At 70.8% G+C, this 16,026-nt stretch carries 18 protein-coding genes; 6 read left to right on the top strand and 12 right to left on the bottom strand.

Going from position 1 to position 16,026, the window contains the following annotated elements; all coding sequences use genetic code 11:
- Positions 1-97: 97 nt before the first annotated feature.
- The 3 genes from AHOG_RS03360 to AHOG_RS03350 are packed head-to-tail and all read right to left on the bottom strand — an operon-like array spanning position 98 to position 1,271.
- Positions 98-418 carry a hypothetical protein gene (locus AHOG_RS03360; protein ID WP_093940049.1) on the bottom strand — a complete coding sequence of 107 codons (321 nt, stop codon included), beginning with the start codon at positions 416-418 and terminating at the stop codon, positions 98-100.
- Positions 415-1,062, bottom strand: a complete 648-nt coding sequence (locus AHOG_RS03355; protein WP_093940048.1) for a hypothetical protein — start codon at positions 1,060-1,062, stop codon at positions 415-417. Before AHOG_RS03355 ends, AHOG_RS03360 begins: the two co-directional genes overlap by 4 nt.
- Complete coding sequence (locus tag AHOG_RS03350) at positions 1,059-1,271, bottom strand: hypothetical protein (protein ID WP_093940047.1); 213 nt, start codon at positions 1,269-1,271, stop codon at positions 1,059-1,061. Before AHOG_RS03350 ends, AHOG_RS03355 begins: the two co-directional genes overlap by 4 nt.
- A gap of 404 nt (positions 1,272-1,675) precedes the next feature.
- Here AHOG_RS03350 and AHOG_RS03345 point away from each other — a divergent pair, with 404 nt between their 5' ends.
- Positions 1,676-2,521 (top strand): helix-turn-helix domain-containing protein, encoded by an 846-nt coding sequence (locus tag AHOG_RS03345; protein ID WP_093940046.1) that lies wholly within the window; start codon positions 1,676-1,678, stop codon positions 2,519-2,521.
- Positions 2,518-2,718 (top strand): DUF397 domain-containing protein, encoded by a 201-nt coding sequence (locus tag AHOG_RS03340; RefSeq protein ID WP_093940045.1) that lies wholly within the window; start codon positions 2,518-2,520, stop codon positions 2,716-2,718. The genes AHOG_RS03345 and AHOG_RS03340 overlap by 4 nt, the downstream gene beginning before the upstream one ends.
- 279 nt (positions 2,719-2,997) lie before the next feature.
- Here the strand turns inward: AHOG_RS03340 and AHOG_RS03335 are convergent, their stop codons facing one another.
- The 4 genes from AHOG_RS03335 to AHOG_RS28980 are packed head-to-tail and all read right to left on the bottom strand — an operon-like array spanning position 2,998 to position 5,262.
- Positions 2,998-4,146 (bottom strand): protein-L-isoaspartate O-methyltransferase family protein, encoded by a 1,149-nt coding sequence (locus tag AHOG_RS03335; protein WP_093940044.1) that lies wholly within the window; start codon positions 4,144-4,146, stop codon positions 2,998-3,000.
- Between the two features lie 15 nt (positions 4,147-4,161).
- A complete protein-coding gene (locus AHOG_RS03330; protein WP_211290518.1) occupies positions 4,162-4,581 on the bottom strand; it encodes a lasso peptide biosynthesis B2 protein in 420 nt (139 codons plus the stop codon).
- A complete protein-coding gene (locus tag AHOG_RS03325) occupies positions 4,578-4,829 on the bottom strand; it encodes a PqqD family peptide modification chaperone (RefSeq protein ID WP_245856535.1) in 252 nt (83 codons plus the stop codon). The genes AHOG_RS03330 and AHOG_RS03325 overlap by 4 nt, the downstream gene beginning before the upstream one ends.
- Entirely contained in the window at positions 4,768-5,262 is a 495-nt protein-coding gene (locus AHOG_RS28980; RefSeq protein ID WP_169725780.1) for a hypothetical protein, read from the bottom strand. Before AHOG_RS28980 ends, AHOG_RS03325 begins: the two co-directional genes overlap by 62 nt.
- A 198-nt stretch (positions 5,263-5,460) precedes the next feature.
- On the opposite strand from AHOG_RS28980, the gene AHOG_RS03320 reads away from it, so the two are divergent.
- Entirely contained in the window at positions 5,461-6,075 is a 615-nt protein-coding gene (locus AHOG_RS03320) for a peptide deformylase (protein WP_093940042.1), read from the top strand.
- 70 nt (positions 6,076-6,145) lie between these two features.
- Here the strand turns inward: AHOG_RS03320 and rsmA are convergent, their stop codons facing one another.
- The 4 genes from rsmA to metG form a co-directional block, all read right to left on the bottom strand.
- Entirely contained in the window at positions 6,146-7,024 is an 879-nt protein-coding gene (gene rsmA, locus AHOG_RS03315) for a 16S rRNA (adenine(1518)-N(6)/adenine(1519)-N(6))-dimethyltransferase RsmA (protein WP_093940041.1), read from the bottom strand.
- A gap of 56 nt (positions 7,025-7,080) precedes the next feature.
- Complete coding sequence (locus tag AHOG_RS30200) at positions 7,081-8,196, bottom strand: resuscitation-promoting factor (RefSeq protein WP_093940040.1); 1,116 nt, start codon at positions 8,194-8,196, stop codon at positions 7,081-7,083.
- A gap of 262 nt (positions 8,197-8,458) precedes the next feature.
- Positions 8,459-9,319, bottom strand: a complete 861-nt coding sequence (locus tag AHOG_RS03305; RefSeq protein WP_093940039.1) for a TatD family hydrolase — start codon at positions 9,317-9,319, stop codon at positions 8,459-8,461.
- A gap of 52 nt (positions 9,320-9,371) precedes the next feature.
- The gene (gene metG, locus AHOG_RS03300) at positions 9,372-11,165 is read right to left on the bottom strand and encodes a methionine--tRNA ligase (RefSeq protein ID WP_093940038.1); all 1,794 of its coding nucleotides are present in this window, start codon (positions 11,163-11,165) and stop codon (positions 9,372-9,374) included.
- 90 nt (positions 11,166-11,255) lie between these two features.
- Between metG and AHOG_RS03295 the strand changes: the two genes are divergently transcribed.
- Entirely contained in the window at positions 11,256-11,474 is a 219-nt protein-coding gene (locus AHOG_RS03295) for a hypothetical protein (protein ID WP_093940037.1), read from the top strand.
- A gap of 184 nt (positions 11,475-11,658) precedes the next feature.
- The gene (locus AHOG_RS03290; RefSeq protein WP_093940036.1) at positions 11,659-12,966 is read left to right on the top strand and encodes an aminodeoxychorismate synthase component I; all 1,308 of its coding nucleotides are present in this window, start codon (positions 11,659-11,661) and stop codon (positions 12,964-12,966) included.
- 236 nt (positions 12,967-13,202) lie between these two features.
- On the opposite strand, the gene rsmI is transcribed toward AHOG_RS03290, so the two are convergent.
- The gene (gene rsmI, locus AHOG_RS03285) at positions 13,203-14,057 is read right to left on the bottom strand and encodes a 16S rRNA (cytidine(1402)-2'-O)-methyltransferase (protein WP_093940035.1); all 855 of its coding nucleotides are present in this window, start codon (positions 14,055-14,057) and stop codon (positions 13,203-13,205) included.
- Between the two features lie 171 nt (positions 14,058-14,228).
- On the opposite strand from rsmI, the gene AHOG_RS03280 reads away from it, so the two are divergent.
- Positions 14,229-15,707, top strand: coding sequence for a dolichyl-phosphate-mannose--protein mannosyltransferase (locus AHOG_RS03280; protein WP_093944108.1), 1,479 nt, complete (start codon positions 14,229-14,231; stop codon positions 15,705-15,707).
- Positions 15,708-16,026 lie beyond the last annotated feature (319 nt).

Genomic DNA, 16,026 nt, shown 5'->3' with positions numbered 1-16,026 from the left:
CGGGGCACCGCCGCCCGGACGTAGGGCCGCACCCGCGCGGCGCGCAGCTGCCGGACGGTGCCGATGAGAGTGAAGGTGGTGGTCGTCGACACGGTGATCACCGGACCACCGCCAGGACACGCCGGGGCGCGGGCATGGAGCGGGAGTCGGCGGGCTCGGCAGCCGTCGGGAAGGGAAGCGGCCGCACCAGCGCGCGGGTCGGCGGGCCGTGGTCGAGAGTGGCGAGACAGTCCGCGCACGGCTGGTCGTCGTAGTAGCACTCCTCGATCGGCCACCGATTGAGCGCCGTGAACCGCCGCCGCCCGCACACCGGCCACACCACCACCGAGCACGAGCGCGGCTCGATGCGGCCGAGGTGGGTGTCTCCCATGCGCACGGATCGGACGAACCACGAGTTCACGGCCCAGCTCTCGGTCATCGCGCGTCACCGCCCGTCCCGCGTGCCGAGGACACCGAGCCCGCCGAGGACACCGCGATCGACCGCGCCGTCGCGGGAACCCGACTCTGAACCTCGGCGCCGGCCTCACCCACCGCGCCGGTTTCGTCCGCCGCCACCCCGACCCGGCGTGGGACGAGGAGGGACTCCCCTGCTGCCTCGGTCGGCTCGACGCGCCGACGTCGCGGTGTCGCCCGCTCGGCGGCCCGGCCGGATGCCTGCGGCGTCGCGGCCCGGATCAGCGTGATCGACTCGGCCAGGGCGAACCCGACCTCGGGGAGCTGGTCCGCGTGGACGTGCCAGCGGCCGATCACCTCGATCGGTCCGTAGATCGCCAGCTCGACGTACCAGGTCGCCGGGGTCACCACCACGCGCCGCCATGCCAGGCCGTTGCCCACGGCGGGCAGGGCCGTCGACCGGCCCGACGGCCGCAGCGCCGTCAGCAGCCAACGGGCGTCGGGAACGGTGAGCGCGGCCAACACGGGCTTCGCGGGCTTCCTGGTGCCCTCGATCAGCACGTGCCGCCGAGCCCGATTGCAGCTCACCCGCAGGCTTTCCGCCCGGTTCTCACCGAACAACCGGGCCGGAACCGACACCGACCAGTCGGCCGGATCAGCGAACGTCATGACTCCACCCCCACCGTCAGCCGACCCGCGAGCACCGGACGGCCGACCGACTGCGCAGACGCCTCGACGGCGCAGCGGGCCAGGATCGACATCACCGACACCGAGCGCACCCGCGCAGGCTCGGCCCGCCTCGGCGCGCGATAGCCCCAGCACGCCAGGACCAGCCCCACGACGAACAGCGCCGAACCGCCGAGGACGAGCCCGGTCACGACGCACCGCCGCGCTGCGGGGACGTGGCGAGACCGACACGGGGAGCCGGGCCGGCCACGCCTGCCGTCGCCCCGTCGGCAGGGGCAGGGGCGAGGGCCGATCGCGAGGGCGCCACACAGGCCGCACTGCGGCGCCCGTCCCGCGACCCCGCCGACGCGCTCCGCACCCGTCGGCGTCGCACGGCCGCCCAGGTCGTCGCGGCGAACGCGACGAGACCGGGCAGTGCAGTGATCAACAAAAGCAAGGACATCCGCAACCTCCGTGTCCGCTACAGCTGACGAGTACAAATCCGGTTGAATCCGAATGACTCCAAACTGGAATCAGTATCGACAGCTGGAAGCACTTGGATCAACTGCCCGATCGGGGGAACTTCCGCCTGGACTGTCGTCGCTACGCTGCGCGCATGGTTGGTACGCCGAAGGCTGTCGCGATCGGCCGAGAACTCCGCCGGGCACGCGAGAACACGGGGCTTAGTGCCAGAGCGCTGTCGTTGAAGATGGGCCTCGCAGCTGCGACCGTCGGCCGATGGGAGTCGGGAACGCGGACGCCACGGCCCGTGGACGTCTCCGCTGTTCTGGCGGTCCTCGGCGTTGATGAGTCAGAACGCGAAGAACTTGTAGAGATGGCTCGGGACGCTGGCGGCCGACGATGGGTTGCCACAGGTCTGCCTGAGCAGGCTCGTGCCCTGACCGCTCTCCTCGAGTCGGAGCGCGATGCCGTCGAGATCGTGTCCATGTCGCCGCTGCTGATCCCCGGCCTATTGCAAACCAGCGACTATGCGCGGTCCATCATCGGGGCCGGGGGTGTGCCGGACAACGAGGTGGAGATGCGAGTTCGAGTCCGTCTTGGACGACGCGAGATCCTCACACGGCAAGATCGTCCCACTGAACTGCTGGCTATCATCGGTGAAGGCGCACTACGCAGGCTGGTCGGAGGCCCGACGGTCCTCAGCGAACAGCTACACGCGCTTCGTCGGGATGCAGCGCTGCCCAACGTGCACATCCACGTCGTTCCCTTCACGGCGGGCTGGAGTCCCGACCTGGAGGGCCTGTTCGACGTGCTGATCTTCAACGATGCCCGCGACCCCATCGTGCACACCGAGAACCGTCGAAGCTCGCTCTTCTTCCACGAGCCGGAAGATGTTGAGGCGTACAGAACAGCGGTCGATATCGTCATGGATGCCGCGCTGAGCCCGGAACAGTCGACCGGACTCATCACCAAGATCATCAACGGGATGGAGTCACCATGACGCTGCGATCTCTCCGAACCGGCGCTTGGCGGACGTCCAGCCGGTCGCAGAACACGGGAACCTGCGTCGAGATCGGCCGCGCACCCGGCCTCGTCGGCATCCGCGACACCAAGAACCGCGACGGCGGCACCCTCCACGTCGACACCAACACCTTCAACGCGTTCGTCACCGCCGTCAAAGCCGACCGACTCCACTGAGGGTTCCCGCAGCTGAGGCGGCGCCGGGCCGCAGTCCGCTCACCGGCGCCGGCCCAGTACCGGCGAGTGTGAAGTCGTGGGTGGAGCGAATCGGCTCCTGTCTTCCCGATGCCCACGATGTCTTCCCGATGCCCACCATCGGCATGTGCCGCCGAGTCCGATCGCATCCGCCGTTCGAGCATCGATCGTGGATCGGTCCTGGTGAGGGCAGGCTCACAGCATCTCCGCAGAGCCGATCAGCCGCTGAGCGTCCGTTCTCGAAAGCCTGTCGTTCTGCGGTCAGGTTGTGCAAGCAGCGGAGTCGGCGGCGTTCGTCTCCACGTTCCATCGGGTTGTCGTCCACAGAGGTTCGGCTGTCTCGGTTCGGTCGAGTACGGCGCTGAACCGGGTGAGTGCCGGCCGGCCGGCGCTGCTCCATTCCCGGATGAGAGCGCGGAGGTCCTCGGCCACGCTGGACCGCCCGGTAGCGGTGATGCTGCCGTCGATGTGTACCCATGCTGTGCCGTGAGGTGAGCGCAGTGCGCAGGCGCCGGTGGTGGTGTCGACGGAGTCGTCTGCCATGTAGGCACGAGTGATGCCGGGGTCGCGGGTGGCGAGGAAGAACCACAGGTCGTTGTAGGCGTCCTGGGTGCGCGCCGGACTGGCGTCGAGTATCCGGGTGACCGGTGCGGGAGGGACGTAGTCGGCGGGGTCGCCTCCGGCGAGTTCGGCCGGGCGCAGCGGGCCGGCGGCGGGCATGAAGTCCGCCCACAACGCGGCGGTCGCGACCACCGTGTCGGCGTGTCGGGTGGCGGCCAGGACGGGGTGCACACCGCCGTGCGCGACCGGCGCGAGGACGAGGCCGCCGGGAGCGAGTTGATCGAACCAGTGCGGCGAGAATCCGGCGACCCCACAGGTGACGACGACGCGGTCGTACGGGCCGCCGCTGAGCTCACCGCGGTAGCCGTCGCCGTCGACGACGGTGACCCGGTCGCCGAGTCCGAGGCGATGGATCGACTCGGCTGCGCCTTGTGCGGTGGCTGCCCCGGCGTCGACGGTGACGACGGGCGCCCCGGTGATGGTGGTGATCAGCGCCGCGTTGTAGCCGGTGCCTGCGCCGATCTCCAGTACCCGCATGCCGGAGCGCAGGTCGAGTGCTTCGAGCATCCGGGCCATCAGCGTGGGTGCCGAGGACGACGACGGGAGGCGGCCGTCCTGTCCGATGCTGGTCAGCAGCGACCGGTGGGAGTAGACGATGTCCAGAAGCTGGTCGCCGGGCAGTTCGTCCTGCGGCACGGTGATGGTCTCGGGGCCGTACCGGAACCGGGGCACGCAGCGGTGCCGGGCCACGGCGGCGAAGGCGTGCTCGACGGCATGGGATCGGATGGCGCCGACCGCGCGCAGCGACGCGGCGAACTCGGCGAGCCGGGCTTGGAGGGTCTCGGGCACGGGCGGAGTGTCCTCTCACAGCGTGATCATCGGGTGGTAGCTGATGCGGGGATCGACGACCTCGCAGACGGGTCGGCCATCGGCTTCGACCCACGCGTGGGATTGTGGCGGTGGCGAGCGGAACCCGACCCGCCAGGTCGCCCGCATGCCCCAAACGCGGCACAGGATGACGATCGCCAGGGAACGGCGCAGGCAGCCATGTCCGCTGGCGCAGCGCAGACTGACCGTGGTGACCACGTCGAAAGCCCGTTCGGTCCGGTGGAGGTCGGCGTCCCGGCTACTGCGGTGCAGTGCGCGCAGAACACGGCGGATCAGCTGAGGGCGGGCTCGCGTGAGCACCAGTAGCACGCTGGTGGCGACCACGGCCAGCAAACCGGCGCACCGCTCACCGATGAACAGCGTCTGCGGCGGGGTCAGGGCGATCGGGGCGCTCACGCGCGGATCACCAGCCGGCGGGCTTCCAAGGTAGCGAGGAGGTGTACGACGTCGTCGCGAGCGTCCTGGGCGGTGGTGGCGTAGCGGGCACACAGCGCGGCCGTGGCGGCCTCGGTGCCTCCGTCGAGCAATGCCGTCAACGCGAGGAAGCCGGTGTGGTTGAGGTGGTAGATCATGCCGCTGCGTTCATCCAGCAGTGTCAGGCCGTCGACCACCGGCGTGCTCGACACGCCCTTGGCCAGTGCCACGCTCGTGCTGGGTGCGGGCGTTTCCGGCGCGGACATCGGTGGCCTCCCGGTGGTGGGTGAACGGCGGGGCCAGGTTGCGCAGCCAGGCCTCGCCGGCAACGGTGTCGGTGAGAAATGCGGGTGTGATGCCGGATGGCCCGAAGGAACGCAGGCTGCGGCGCAGCCTTCCGGGGTCGACCAGGCCGAGTTCGGCAAGCCGCGAGTCATCGAGCTCGGCGTTGCACGGAGTCGGGATCTGGATCTCGTTCGGGTAGGTTGCGATCGCGGTTTGCGCACTCGTGACCTGTTCGGCATGCCGCCGGCGCAACTGCCGGTCGAGGGCCTTCGGATCCCGGAGTCGGGCGTCCGACGGCTCAACCTCCGATCTGGGAGTCTGACCGGAGGCGACCAACTTCTTGGCGATCGCCGTTGATCCGAGGAGCACGTTGAACATCAGGGAACGGCGAGCATCGAGCTACGCGGTGAACCAGGCATCCTGCGTCGAGATCGGCCACGCACCGGCCTCGTCGGCATCCTCGACACCAAGAACCCCCGCGCTCACTCGGCGCCGCCCGGCACCGGCCTGATCTGGCCCGGCCCGGCCCGGTCGGATACTGCCCCGAACCACCCAAGGAAGACAGGCAGTCTCGCGATGAACGACGTCTCAGTGCCCGGTCACGACGAAGCGCCGTGTGAAACCCGGACCCGCCCCAGCGACACCATGGCCGCCCTGGGCGTGGTCCAAGACGGTGATCCGTTGCTGCGGCGTACCGCTCGAACCTTCGCGCTGCCTGCCGAGGACGCGGACGCGCGCCGGGTCGTCGCCGCGCTGCATGCCGCTGCCGAACGCATCGGTCGAGCGCAGGTCTTCGGCAAGGGAATGGGGGTGGCCGCGCCCCAGATCGGCATCGATCGGGCCGCCGCCCTCGTCCGTACCTCTGGCACCGACGAGCCCGTCATCCTGCTGAACCCACGGGTGATCGAGGCGAGCGAGGAGGTCGACGAGCAGTACGAAGGCTGCCTGAGCTTCTTCGACGTTCGCTGCCGGGTGCCCAGGGCGTTGACGATCCACGTCGAGCACACCGACATCACGGGCGAGAAGAGGATCACGACCTTCCACCGTGGCATGGCCCGCTTGGTCGCCCACGAGGTCGATCATCTCCATGGCGTCCTCTGCCGTGATCACCTGCCCGAGGGCACCGCGCCCATCCCCGTCGAGCAGTACCGGGGAACGGGCCGCAGCTGGAACTACGACGATCACACCTGACACGCGCGCCTTCCCGCGCGCGAGCAAGTCGACGCGACGACCCGCGTCGGCCCGCCGCTCTACCCGCCGCTCAGCCCTGCGCCCGCCGGGCCGCCGCGATCGCCGCGAACTCGGCGACGGTGAGCTGCTCGCCTCGGATCGACGGGTCGACGTCCGCCGCCCGCAGCAGCCGCTCGGCCTCGGCGGGCGAGCCCGCCCAGCCTGCCAACGCCGAACGCATCGTCTTGCGGCGCTGGGAGAACGCGGCGTCGATCACGGCGAACACCTCCGCCCGAGGCGCGTCCGAGGGCGGCGTCTCCCTGCGTCGCAGCGACACCAGGCCGGAGTCCACATTGGGCACGGGCCAGAACACGCCGCGCGGCACGTTGGCGGCGCGGCGGACGTCGGCGTACCAGGCGGCCTTCACACTCGGCACCCCGTACACCCGGCTGCCCGGCTCGGCCGCGAGCCGGTCGGCCACCTCGGCCTGCACCATCACCAGGCCGGAACGCAGCGACGGCAGTCGTTCCAGCAGGTGCAGCACCACGGGCACGGCGACGTTGTAAGGCAGGTTCGCCACCAGCGCGGTCGGCTCGCCGATCTCCTCGGCGCCGACCCGCATCGCGTCGGCGGTCACCACGCGCAGCTTCGCGGCCAGCGTGGGGGCGCGCTCGGCGACGGTCGTCGGCAGTCGCTCGGCGAGCACCGGGTCGATCTCCACCGCCACGACCTCGCGGGCATGCGGCAGCAGCGCCAGGGTGAGCGAGCCCAGGCCGGGGCCGACCTCCAACACGACGTCGTCGGGGCCGACACCTGCCACCCAGACGATGCGTCGCACGGTGTTCGGGTCGTGCACGAAGTTCTGTCCGAGCTTCTTGGTGGGCCGGACGTCCAGTTCCTCGGCCAGCCGACGAACATCGGCCGGACCGAGCAGGGCGCTCGGTCCGGCCGACTTCTGCGTTTCGCTCACGCGCGGAGGTTACGGCATCAGCCGCGCCGCACCCCCGACGTCACCGACCTGGGCCGTCACCTCGGCAGGCCCAGCTGGCTCGCGCAGTGCGGCCAGGAGTTGTAGCGGCCGCCGTTGGCGTCGCGGAGCTTGATCGCCACCGCGATCTGCTGCTCCTTGGACGCCTCGTTCGGATAGGTGGCGTACTCGCCGCCGCCGTAGGCGTTCCAGGTCGGCAGGCTGAACTGGAGGCCGCCGTAGTACAGGCCGTTGGCGCTGACGATCTGCCAGTTGCCGGTCGACTCGCACTGCGCCAGCCGCTCCCACACCTCGGTGTCGCCGACGTCGGGAACCTCCGGTTCCTTCGTGCCGTTGCGCACCTTCCGCGGTTCGGGCTCGGTGATGGTCTCCGCGGAGATCTCGGTGCGTTCGGTCTGCTCGCCGTTGACCGTGACCACCCGGTAGGTGACCAGTTCGATGCCGGGAACGCCCTCCTCGTCGATCTCCGTCTCGCCCACGGGGAGTTCCGGGTCGTCCTCCTCCTGGATCTCGAAGGGGATCTCGCGTTCCTCGGTCTCCTCCTCGGTGCGAGTCCGGGTGATCTCGATGAGCAGGCCGTTCTCCAACTCGGTGTCCAGCGACGGCGTCACCGAGTCCTCGTCTTCCAAGGCCAGTCCCTCGGCCGCCAGCAGGTCGCCGACGGTGTGTTCGTTCGTCGCCAGTTGCATCATCTCGCCGCCGCCGTCGACGATCTGCACCAGCTTGGAGATGTCCAGCTCGACGGACAGGCCCTCCAACGGGATGGGCGTGTCCCTCGGCAGGGACATCTCGTCGTCGTCGACCCGCATGCCCAGTTCCTCCAGCGCCTCCCCGAGAGTGAGGGCCTGTGTCCAGGCCTCCTCGGTCTCCCGGTTGATCTGGAGGGTCAGCAGCCTGCCGCGCTTGAGGACGATGGAGCTGCCGTCGGCGACGGCGGTGTCGACGGAGGGGGCCACCGCGTCATGGGCACCCGCCTCGAATCCCGCGCTGGCCAGTGCGCCTGCCACGGTCGTGGCGAACGTGCGGATCGACTGTCGTTCGCCGTCGACGGTGATCGCGACCGCCTTGTCCATCGCGATGGCGGTGCCGGAGCCGCTGATCAGGATGGCCAGCACGGCGATCACCATGGCACGCAACAACGTGCGTCTCTTCACCTGTAGTCCAGCCGTCGTCGGTCCGGGCAGGGGAAACCTTTCACCGTGAGCGCGACCGATTCGCGCCGAATGCGCGCCTGCGTCGAATCAGTCAGTCACGGGGATGTTCACCGCAGGAGTGCACGACCCTGCTTCACACGCACTGTGTGCGGGTCCACCAGAATTCCCCATCCCGGCTGTTTGCGATCACGGCACCATAACGGCATTTCCCGGTCCACGCCAAGACCCCGACCGGGGGCTGTGTCGCCGATCACAGCTCGACTCACTCGTCGGTGACCACCGGTGATGTCGAGTTCACCGATCGCAGGCGGAACGCGCGTTCGGCGTTCGCCGTGAGCATCCCGGCCAGCTCGCCCTCGTCGAGTCCGCGCACCCTGGCCAGCTCACGCACCGTGTACGCGGCGCAATACGGCTCGTTGGGCCTGCCCCGGAACGGATGCGGCGTCAAGAATGGCGCGTCAGTCTCCACCAACAACTGTTCCACCGGAACGGCGGCCGCGGCTTCCCGCAGGTAGGCGGCATTGCGAAACGTCACCGTGCCCGCGAAGGAAAGAAGGTATCCGGCCTCGGCGCAGCGCCGGGCGAAGTCGGCGTCGCCGGAGAAACAATGGAAGACGACCGTCTCCGGGGCGCCTTCCTCCGCCAGAATCCGCAGGATGTCCTCGTGCGCGTCCCGATCGTGGATCATCAACGCCTTGCCGACGTCCTTGGCCAGCGCGATGTGCCAGCGGAACGCCTCGTGCTGCGCGGCGGGCGGCGCGTGGTCCCAGTAGTAGTCCAGGCCCGTCTCCCCCACCGCCACCACCCTGGGCGCCTTCGCCAGCGTCGCCAACTCCTGCCGCTGATCGTCGGTGAAGTCGGCCGTCCTGGTCGGGTGCAGGGCGACGGCGCCGAACACCCGCTCGTCCCACTCGGACGCCGCCACGACCCAGCGTGCCGACTCGAGGTCGTCGGCGACGGTGATCACCCGGCCGATGCCGACCGCCTCGGCGCGGTCGAGGATGGCGGCGACGTCCTCCCGCGTGCGGGCGCCGCAGGCGTCCAGGTGGGTGTGCGCGTCCACCGTCGGCACCGGAAGCGGCTCCGGCACCGACGGCGGCGTGGTGTCCCGCTTCCTGCTCATCGAGTCGCCCCCATGAGCAGGGAGGGGACGAGCGGGTCGTCGTCGCGGCGGCTCATCGCTGGATCGGCGCCCACTCCGGCCCCGTCTCGCCCAGCTCCGGATCGAGCTTCGCGAACAGCGGCGTCGGCTTGGCCAACGGGCGGCCGACCTCGATGGGCGTCGACTCCCACCGGGCCGCCTCCCGACCGTAGTCTCCGGTGAGGATCGGGTACTCCCGCGTCGGGTCGTCCAGGTCCGTGACCTCCCGCAGCTCCGGCTGCGCGGCCCAGACGCCGGTGCCGCCGAGCAGCTCGTGCACCTTCTGCGAGGAGTGCGGCAGGAACGGGGTCAGCAGGGTGTTCGCGTCCTGCACGACTTGGAGCGCGGTGTGCAGGATCGTGTCCCGCCGCTCCGGGTCGTCCTTGCGCTTCCACGGCTCCTGGTCGGAGATGTACTTGTTGGCCGCGCCGACCACCCGCATCGCCTCGGCGGCGCCCGCGCGGAAGCGCGACCGGCTCAGGTGGCCGCCGACGACGTCGAACGCCGCCCGTGCCTGCGCCTTCAACTCCTCGTCGGCCTGCTGCATGTCTCGGGGCTCGGGGACGGCGCCCACGTTCTTCGCCGCCATCGACACGGCCCGATTGACCAGGTTGCCCCACTCGTTGGCCAGCTCGAAGTTGGTGCGCCGGACGAACTCCTCCCAGGTGAAGTCGACGTCCTGCGTCTCCGGCCCCGCCGCGGCGATGAAGTACCGCAGCGCGTCGGGCCCGAAGTCGCGCACGAAGTCTCGGAGGTAGATGACCGTGCCGCGCGAGCTGGAGAACTTCGATCCGCTCATGGTGAGGAACTCGCTGGAGGCGATCTCGGTCGGCAGGTTCAGCGCGCCGTAGGCGCCGGGCTCGCCGCCCTTGTCGCCCGCCCCGTTCTGGCCGAGCAGCAGCGCGGGCCAGATCTGGGCGTGGAAGGTGATGTTGTCCTTGCCCATGAAGTGCACGATCTGCGCGGCGGGGTCCTGCCACCACTGCTTCCAGGCGTCCTCGTCGCCGGACCGGCGGGCCCATTCGACGCTGGAGGAGAAGTAGCCGATCACGGCGTCGAACCACACGTAGAACCGCTTGAGCGGCTGGTCACGCCACCCGTCGAGCGGGATCGGCACGCCCCAGTCCAGATCGCGGCTGATCGGCCGGGGACGCATGTCGTCCACCAGGTTGCGGGTGAAGTTGAGAACGTTGGGACGCCAGTCGGTCTTGGTGGCCAGCCAGTCGCCCAGCGTGTGACCGAACGCGGGCAGGTCGAGGAAGAGGTGCTCGGTCTCGACGAACTTCGGGGTCTCGCCGTTGATCCGGGAGACCGGCCTGATCAGGTCGGCGGCGTCGAGCTGGTTGCCGCAGTTGTCACACTGATCGCCGCGGGCCCCGTCGTAGCCGCAGAGGGGGCAGGTGCCCTCGACGTAGCGGTCCGGCAGGGTGCGGCCGGTCGACGGGCTCACCGCGCCGGTGGTCGTCCTCGGCAGGATGTAGCCGTTGCGGTACATCGAGAGGAAGAACTCCTGCACCACGTGGTAGTGGTTGCGGGTCGTCGTCCGGGTGTACATGTCGTAGGTGACGCCCAGGTCCCGCAGGTCCTCGCTGATGACCCGGTGGTACTTGTCGGCGGTCTGCTGCGGGGTGAGGCCCTCCTTGTCGGCCTGCACCAGGATCGGCGTGCCGTGTTCGTCGGTCCCGGAGACCATCAGCACCCGGTTGCCCGCCATTCGCTGGTAACGCGAGAAGACGTCGGAGGGGACACCGATACCGGAGACGTGACCGATGTGGCGGGGACCGTTGGCATACGGCCACGCCACCGCGGTCAACACGGGGGCACTCATGCGTCAAAGACTACGAACAGTCCCGATCGCGCCGCCATCGGGTTGCGCGCCTGCCCGCGGGCTTCCCACCGAGACCGGCATGATGACGCCGTGTCCGCCACCCGGTCGTCGATGCTCGGACTGGTGCGGTCGTTCGGCCGCACCAACGGCTACCAGGTTCGCAGGCAGCTGCTGGGCTGGAACCCCGACCAGTGGGGCAACGTCAATCCCGGCTCGCCCTGTCACGCGCTCAAGCAGCTGAGGAGTCAAGGGCTGTTGCGCGGGGTCGACGATCCCGCGCGGCAGGCGAGTCGCCGCCGCGCGAGTTGAGACACGTCGCCGTGACCCGACGAGTCCGAGGCCTGCGGGCGCACGGCCGGTTCGGGAGGCGCGGTCCGGCGGCGTCGGGGCCGGGTCGGCCTGGATCGGGCGACGACGTCGACGGCGTGGCGGCTCGGACGTCCTCCGATCGGGGCCCGAGGGTGATCCACCGCGCATCAGGTTGGATCGGCCCATGCGGACGCACCGCACCCGACTGGGTGCCGCCGAGGTGTCACCCGAACGGATGTTGCGACGGCTGGCCGCGCGGGCCAGGACACGCGGGCTGCCCGACCCCGCCGCCCTGATCGGCGACTGGTTCGGCTCGGCGGCGGTGCTGGTGCCCTCCGTGCGGCCCGTCCCGCTCGGCTCCGACGCACCGGACACGCTGGTGCCCGCCTTGCCCGCTCCCGACGGGCTCGAGCCCGCGGGCGACGGCGCGATCGGCGGCTTCGTCGGCGGCGGCTTCGTCGGCCGGATCGACCACCCGGCCCGGCCGGGCCTGCCGCCGCGCGCCTCCTGGGGTCGGACGTCCGAGGCGCTGCGGCACGACGGCCACGAAGGCTGGTGGTACGAGGCCCTGCTCGGGGACGCGCCCACCGGGATCGCCGAGGCCGCGGCGCGGGCGGCGGCACAGGAGTTCGAGGCCTTACTACGGTCCGACGATCCGCCACAGGCCCGTCACCGGGTGGGCGAGCTCCGGACGCCGGACGCAGGCAGGCATCGCAAGGCCGTGGCCGCGTGCATCGAGGCCATCGCGGCGGGGGAGATCTTCCAGGCCAACATCTGCAGCCGGTTCGCCGTCGACTTCCTCGGTGACCCGATCGACCTGTTCGCCCAGGGCAGCGCCACCCTGCACCCCGCCAGGGCCGCCTTCCTACCCGACGACGCCACCGGGTCGGTGATCTCCTTCTCCCCGGAGCTGTTCCTCGCCAGACACGGCGACCTCGTCCGATCCGCCCCGATCAAGGGCACCCTGCCCCGACGCGGCCCCGACGACGACGGCAACGCGGCGCGGCTCCGGGCGTCGACCAAGGACGTCGCCGAGAACGTGATGATCGTCGACCTGGTCCGCAACGACCTCGGTCGCGTCGCGCACCCGGGCGGTGTTCGAGTGCCGGAACTGCTCGCCGTCCAACCGCACCCGGGGGTGTGGCATCTGGTCTCCACCGTCTCCGCGACGCTGCGGCCGGGCACGAGCCATGCCGAGCTGCTGGCCGCGACCTTCCCGCCGGGTTCGGTGACGGGCACGCCGAAGATCCGCGCCCTGGAGATCATCGACGAGTTGGAGGCCGAGCCGCGCGGCCTGCACTGCGGGGCGGTCGGCATGATCTCGCCGATCGCGGGCCTGGAGCTGAACGTCGCCATCCGCACCTTCGAGCAGCGCGGCGGGGAACTCGTCCTCGGCGTCGGCGGCGGCATCACCGCCGACTCCGACCCGGACGCCGAGTGGGCCGAATGCCTGACCAAGGCCGCACCGCTGCTGGCCCTGCTGGGGCGCTGAGCGGCCGACGGCCGCGGACCCGGGCACGGGACGGGCACCGGCCGAGCCGGGCGACGCACCGCCGAGCTGAACGGGAAGGCGCCGCGACCGTTCGTACCACCACGATCGCGCGCCCGGGCCCAGAGGCGAGCGGCCACGACGCTCACCGGGCATGTCTCTCCGGCCCGATCAGCGAGCCCACCCGGCTGTCGTCGTCCGGGCCGCTCCGCCTCGTCGAACGGCAGCAGCTCCCGCGATCAGCCCCCGGTCGACCGGCTCCGCAACACCGTGTCGTACAGCTCCTTGCGCCCGACGCCCCCGGCCGCCGCCACCACCGAGACGGCGTCCTTGAGCCGTTCCCCCTCGGCCACCCGGCTCTCCACCTCGGCGACCAGGGCCGCCGGGTCCGCCGCGACCGCCTCGGCCCCCGCCAGCACGACGGTGATCTCGCCCCGCACCCCGTCGGCGGCCCAGGCGCTCAACTCGGCGAGGCCGCCGCGCCGGACCTCCTCATAGGTCTTGGTCAGCTCCCGGCACACCGCGGCCTGCCGGTCGCCGCCCAGCACCTCGGCGGCGGCGGCGAGCGTGGCCGCCAGGCGATGCGGCGCCTCGAAGAACACCACGGTCCGCCGCTCGGCGGCCAGCTCGCCGAACCACCGGCGCCGCTCACCGGGCTTCCGCGGCGGGAAGCCCTCGAACGTGAACCGGTCCGACGGCAGACCGGAGACCGCCAGCGCGGTGATGACCGCCGAGGGCCCCGGCAGGCAGGTGACCGGCAGATCGGCGGCCACGCACGCCGCGACCAGCCGGAAGCCGGGGTCCGACACGCTGGGCATCCCGGCGTCGGTCACCAGCAGCACCGTCTGGCCCTCCCGGATCGCCGTGAGCAGCGCGGGCACCCGCGAGGCCTCCACCGCGTCGTAACAGCTCACCACTCGTCCGCCGACCGTGACGCCGAGCGAGGCGGCGAGCTGCCGCAGTCTGCGTGTGTCCTCGGCGGCCACCACCTCCGCCTCGGCCAACGCGGTCCGCAGCCGAGGTGAGGCGTCGTCGAGGTTCCCCAGGGGGGTGGCGGCGAGCATCAGCCGGCCCGATCCAGATGTCTCACCCATTCCGACAAGCCTACGATCAGCGCCGTGAGCGTCTCGATGCCGGACACCGACACCGACCGCCCGGTCGCGACCGACGGTGTCGACGACGGGAGTACGGATGCCCTGAAAGGAGGACCGGGCGAGCAGGAGGGGGCTGACGAGCGGCGATCGGCCGATCCGCTGCGGCGGCTGATGAGCCCACTGCCGACGGACCGACTACGCGGCTGGGTCGTCACGCTCACCCTGGCCCTGATCGGCGGGATCGTCCGGTTCTGGAACCTCGGACACCCGACCGACCGCGGCACCCCGGTCTTCGACGAGAAGCACTACGTGCCCCATGCCTGGCAGATGCTGCGCAACGGCGGCTACGAGGACAACCCCGGCTACCGGCTGATCGTCCATCCACCACTGGGCAAGCAGTTCATCGCCGTCGGCGAATGGCTGTTCGGCTACAACGGCTGGGGCTGGCGGTTCGCCGCCGCCGTCGCCGGGACGATCGCCGTCCTGCTGATCGTGCGCATCGCCCGAAGGCTGACCCGCTCGACCCTGCTGGGCGCCGTGGCGGGCATCCTGCTGATCTGCGACGGCGTCATGCACGTCCAGTCCCGGATGGGGATGCTCGACATCTTCCAGGCCGTTCTCGTGCTCGCCGCCTTCGGCGCGCTGCTGGTCGACCGGGATCAGATGCGGGAACGACTGCTGCGGGTCGTCCGCGAAGGCCGCGTCGAGGACAGCCGCTTCGGCCCGAGGCTCGGCTTCCGCTGGTGGCGGGTGGGCGCGGCGGTGCTCCTCGGCCTCGCCTGCGGCGTCAAATGGTCGGGCGCCTACTACCTGGTCGCCTTCGCCGTCGTCTCGGTGCTCTGGGACTACGCGGCCCGCCGCGCGGCAGGCATCCCACGGCCGTTCACGGCGACGGCGGTGCGGGACCTCCCGGCCGCGCTCTGGACGTTCATCGCGCTGCCCATCGGCTCCTATCTCGCCACCTGGTGGGCCTGGTTCACCAGCGAGACCGGCCTGGACCGCCACGCCGTCGGACAAGACGTGGGCACCGAGTCCGCCTTCTGGTTCGTCCCCGACGCACTGCGAGCCCTGTGGTTCTACAGCGCCAGCGTCCTGGACTTCCACAACGAGCTGGTCACCGACAGCTCCGATCCGCATCCCTGGGAGTCCAAGCCCTGGACCTGGCCGATGGGCCTGCGGCCGATGCTCTACTACTACGAGTCCGGCGAGGGCGCCCCCGGCTGCGGCCAGTCCGACTGCGTCGGCGCCGTCATGCTCATCGGCACCCCGGCCGTCTACTGGCTGGCGCTGCCCATCCTCGGTTGGGCGTTGTGGCGGGCGCTGGGCCGCTTCGACTGGCGGTACACCGCCGTCCTGGTCGGCTACGCGGCGGGCTGGCTTCCCTGGTTCCTCAACCTCGATCGCCAGATGTACTTCTTCTACGTGACGCCGATGGCGCCGTTCCTGGTGCTGGGGCTGACTCTGGTGCTCGGCGAGATACTCGGCCGCGCCAGGGCAGGCGCCGAGCGGCGCGGCACCGGTCTGCTGGTGGTCGGCCTGTATCTGGGGCTCGTGGTGGCGAACTTCCTGTGGTTGTGGCCGATCCTCAACGGCGACTCGATCACCCCGTGGCGATGGAACGCCGAGCTGTGGCTGCCGTCCTGGCGTTGACGGCCCCGAGCCCGACGACGCGGTCGTCGGCCCGGCCCGTCGGGCTTCGGTCGGTCCTCGGTCCGGCCCGTCGGCCGGTCGTTGATCGACACGGCGTCGGTGCCCGTCGGTGATCGACCCGCCAGGCGGTGCCTGCTGGTCGTCGGCCCCTGGCCCGGTGTCGGCCGTCGTTGATCGACACGGCGTCGGCGGGTCGGTGCTCGACCAGCAGGTCGGCGCCTGGTGGTCGTCGACCGTCGGCCCGGCGTCGGTCGGTCGTCGACCGTGCGGTGTCGGATTCGGTCGGGAGTCGGGCCCGGGCGGGAGTCGGGTGGTGAAG

It is taken from the genome of Actinoalloteichus hoggarensis (assembly GCF_002234535.1).
GTDB classification, from domain to species: domain Bacteria; phylum Actinomycetota; class Actinomycetes; order Mycobacteriales; family Pseudonocardiaceae; genus Actinoalloteichus_A; species Actinoalloteichus_A hoggarensis.
This window is presented reverse-complemented; position numbering and strand designations above follow the sequence as displayed.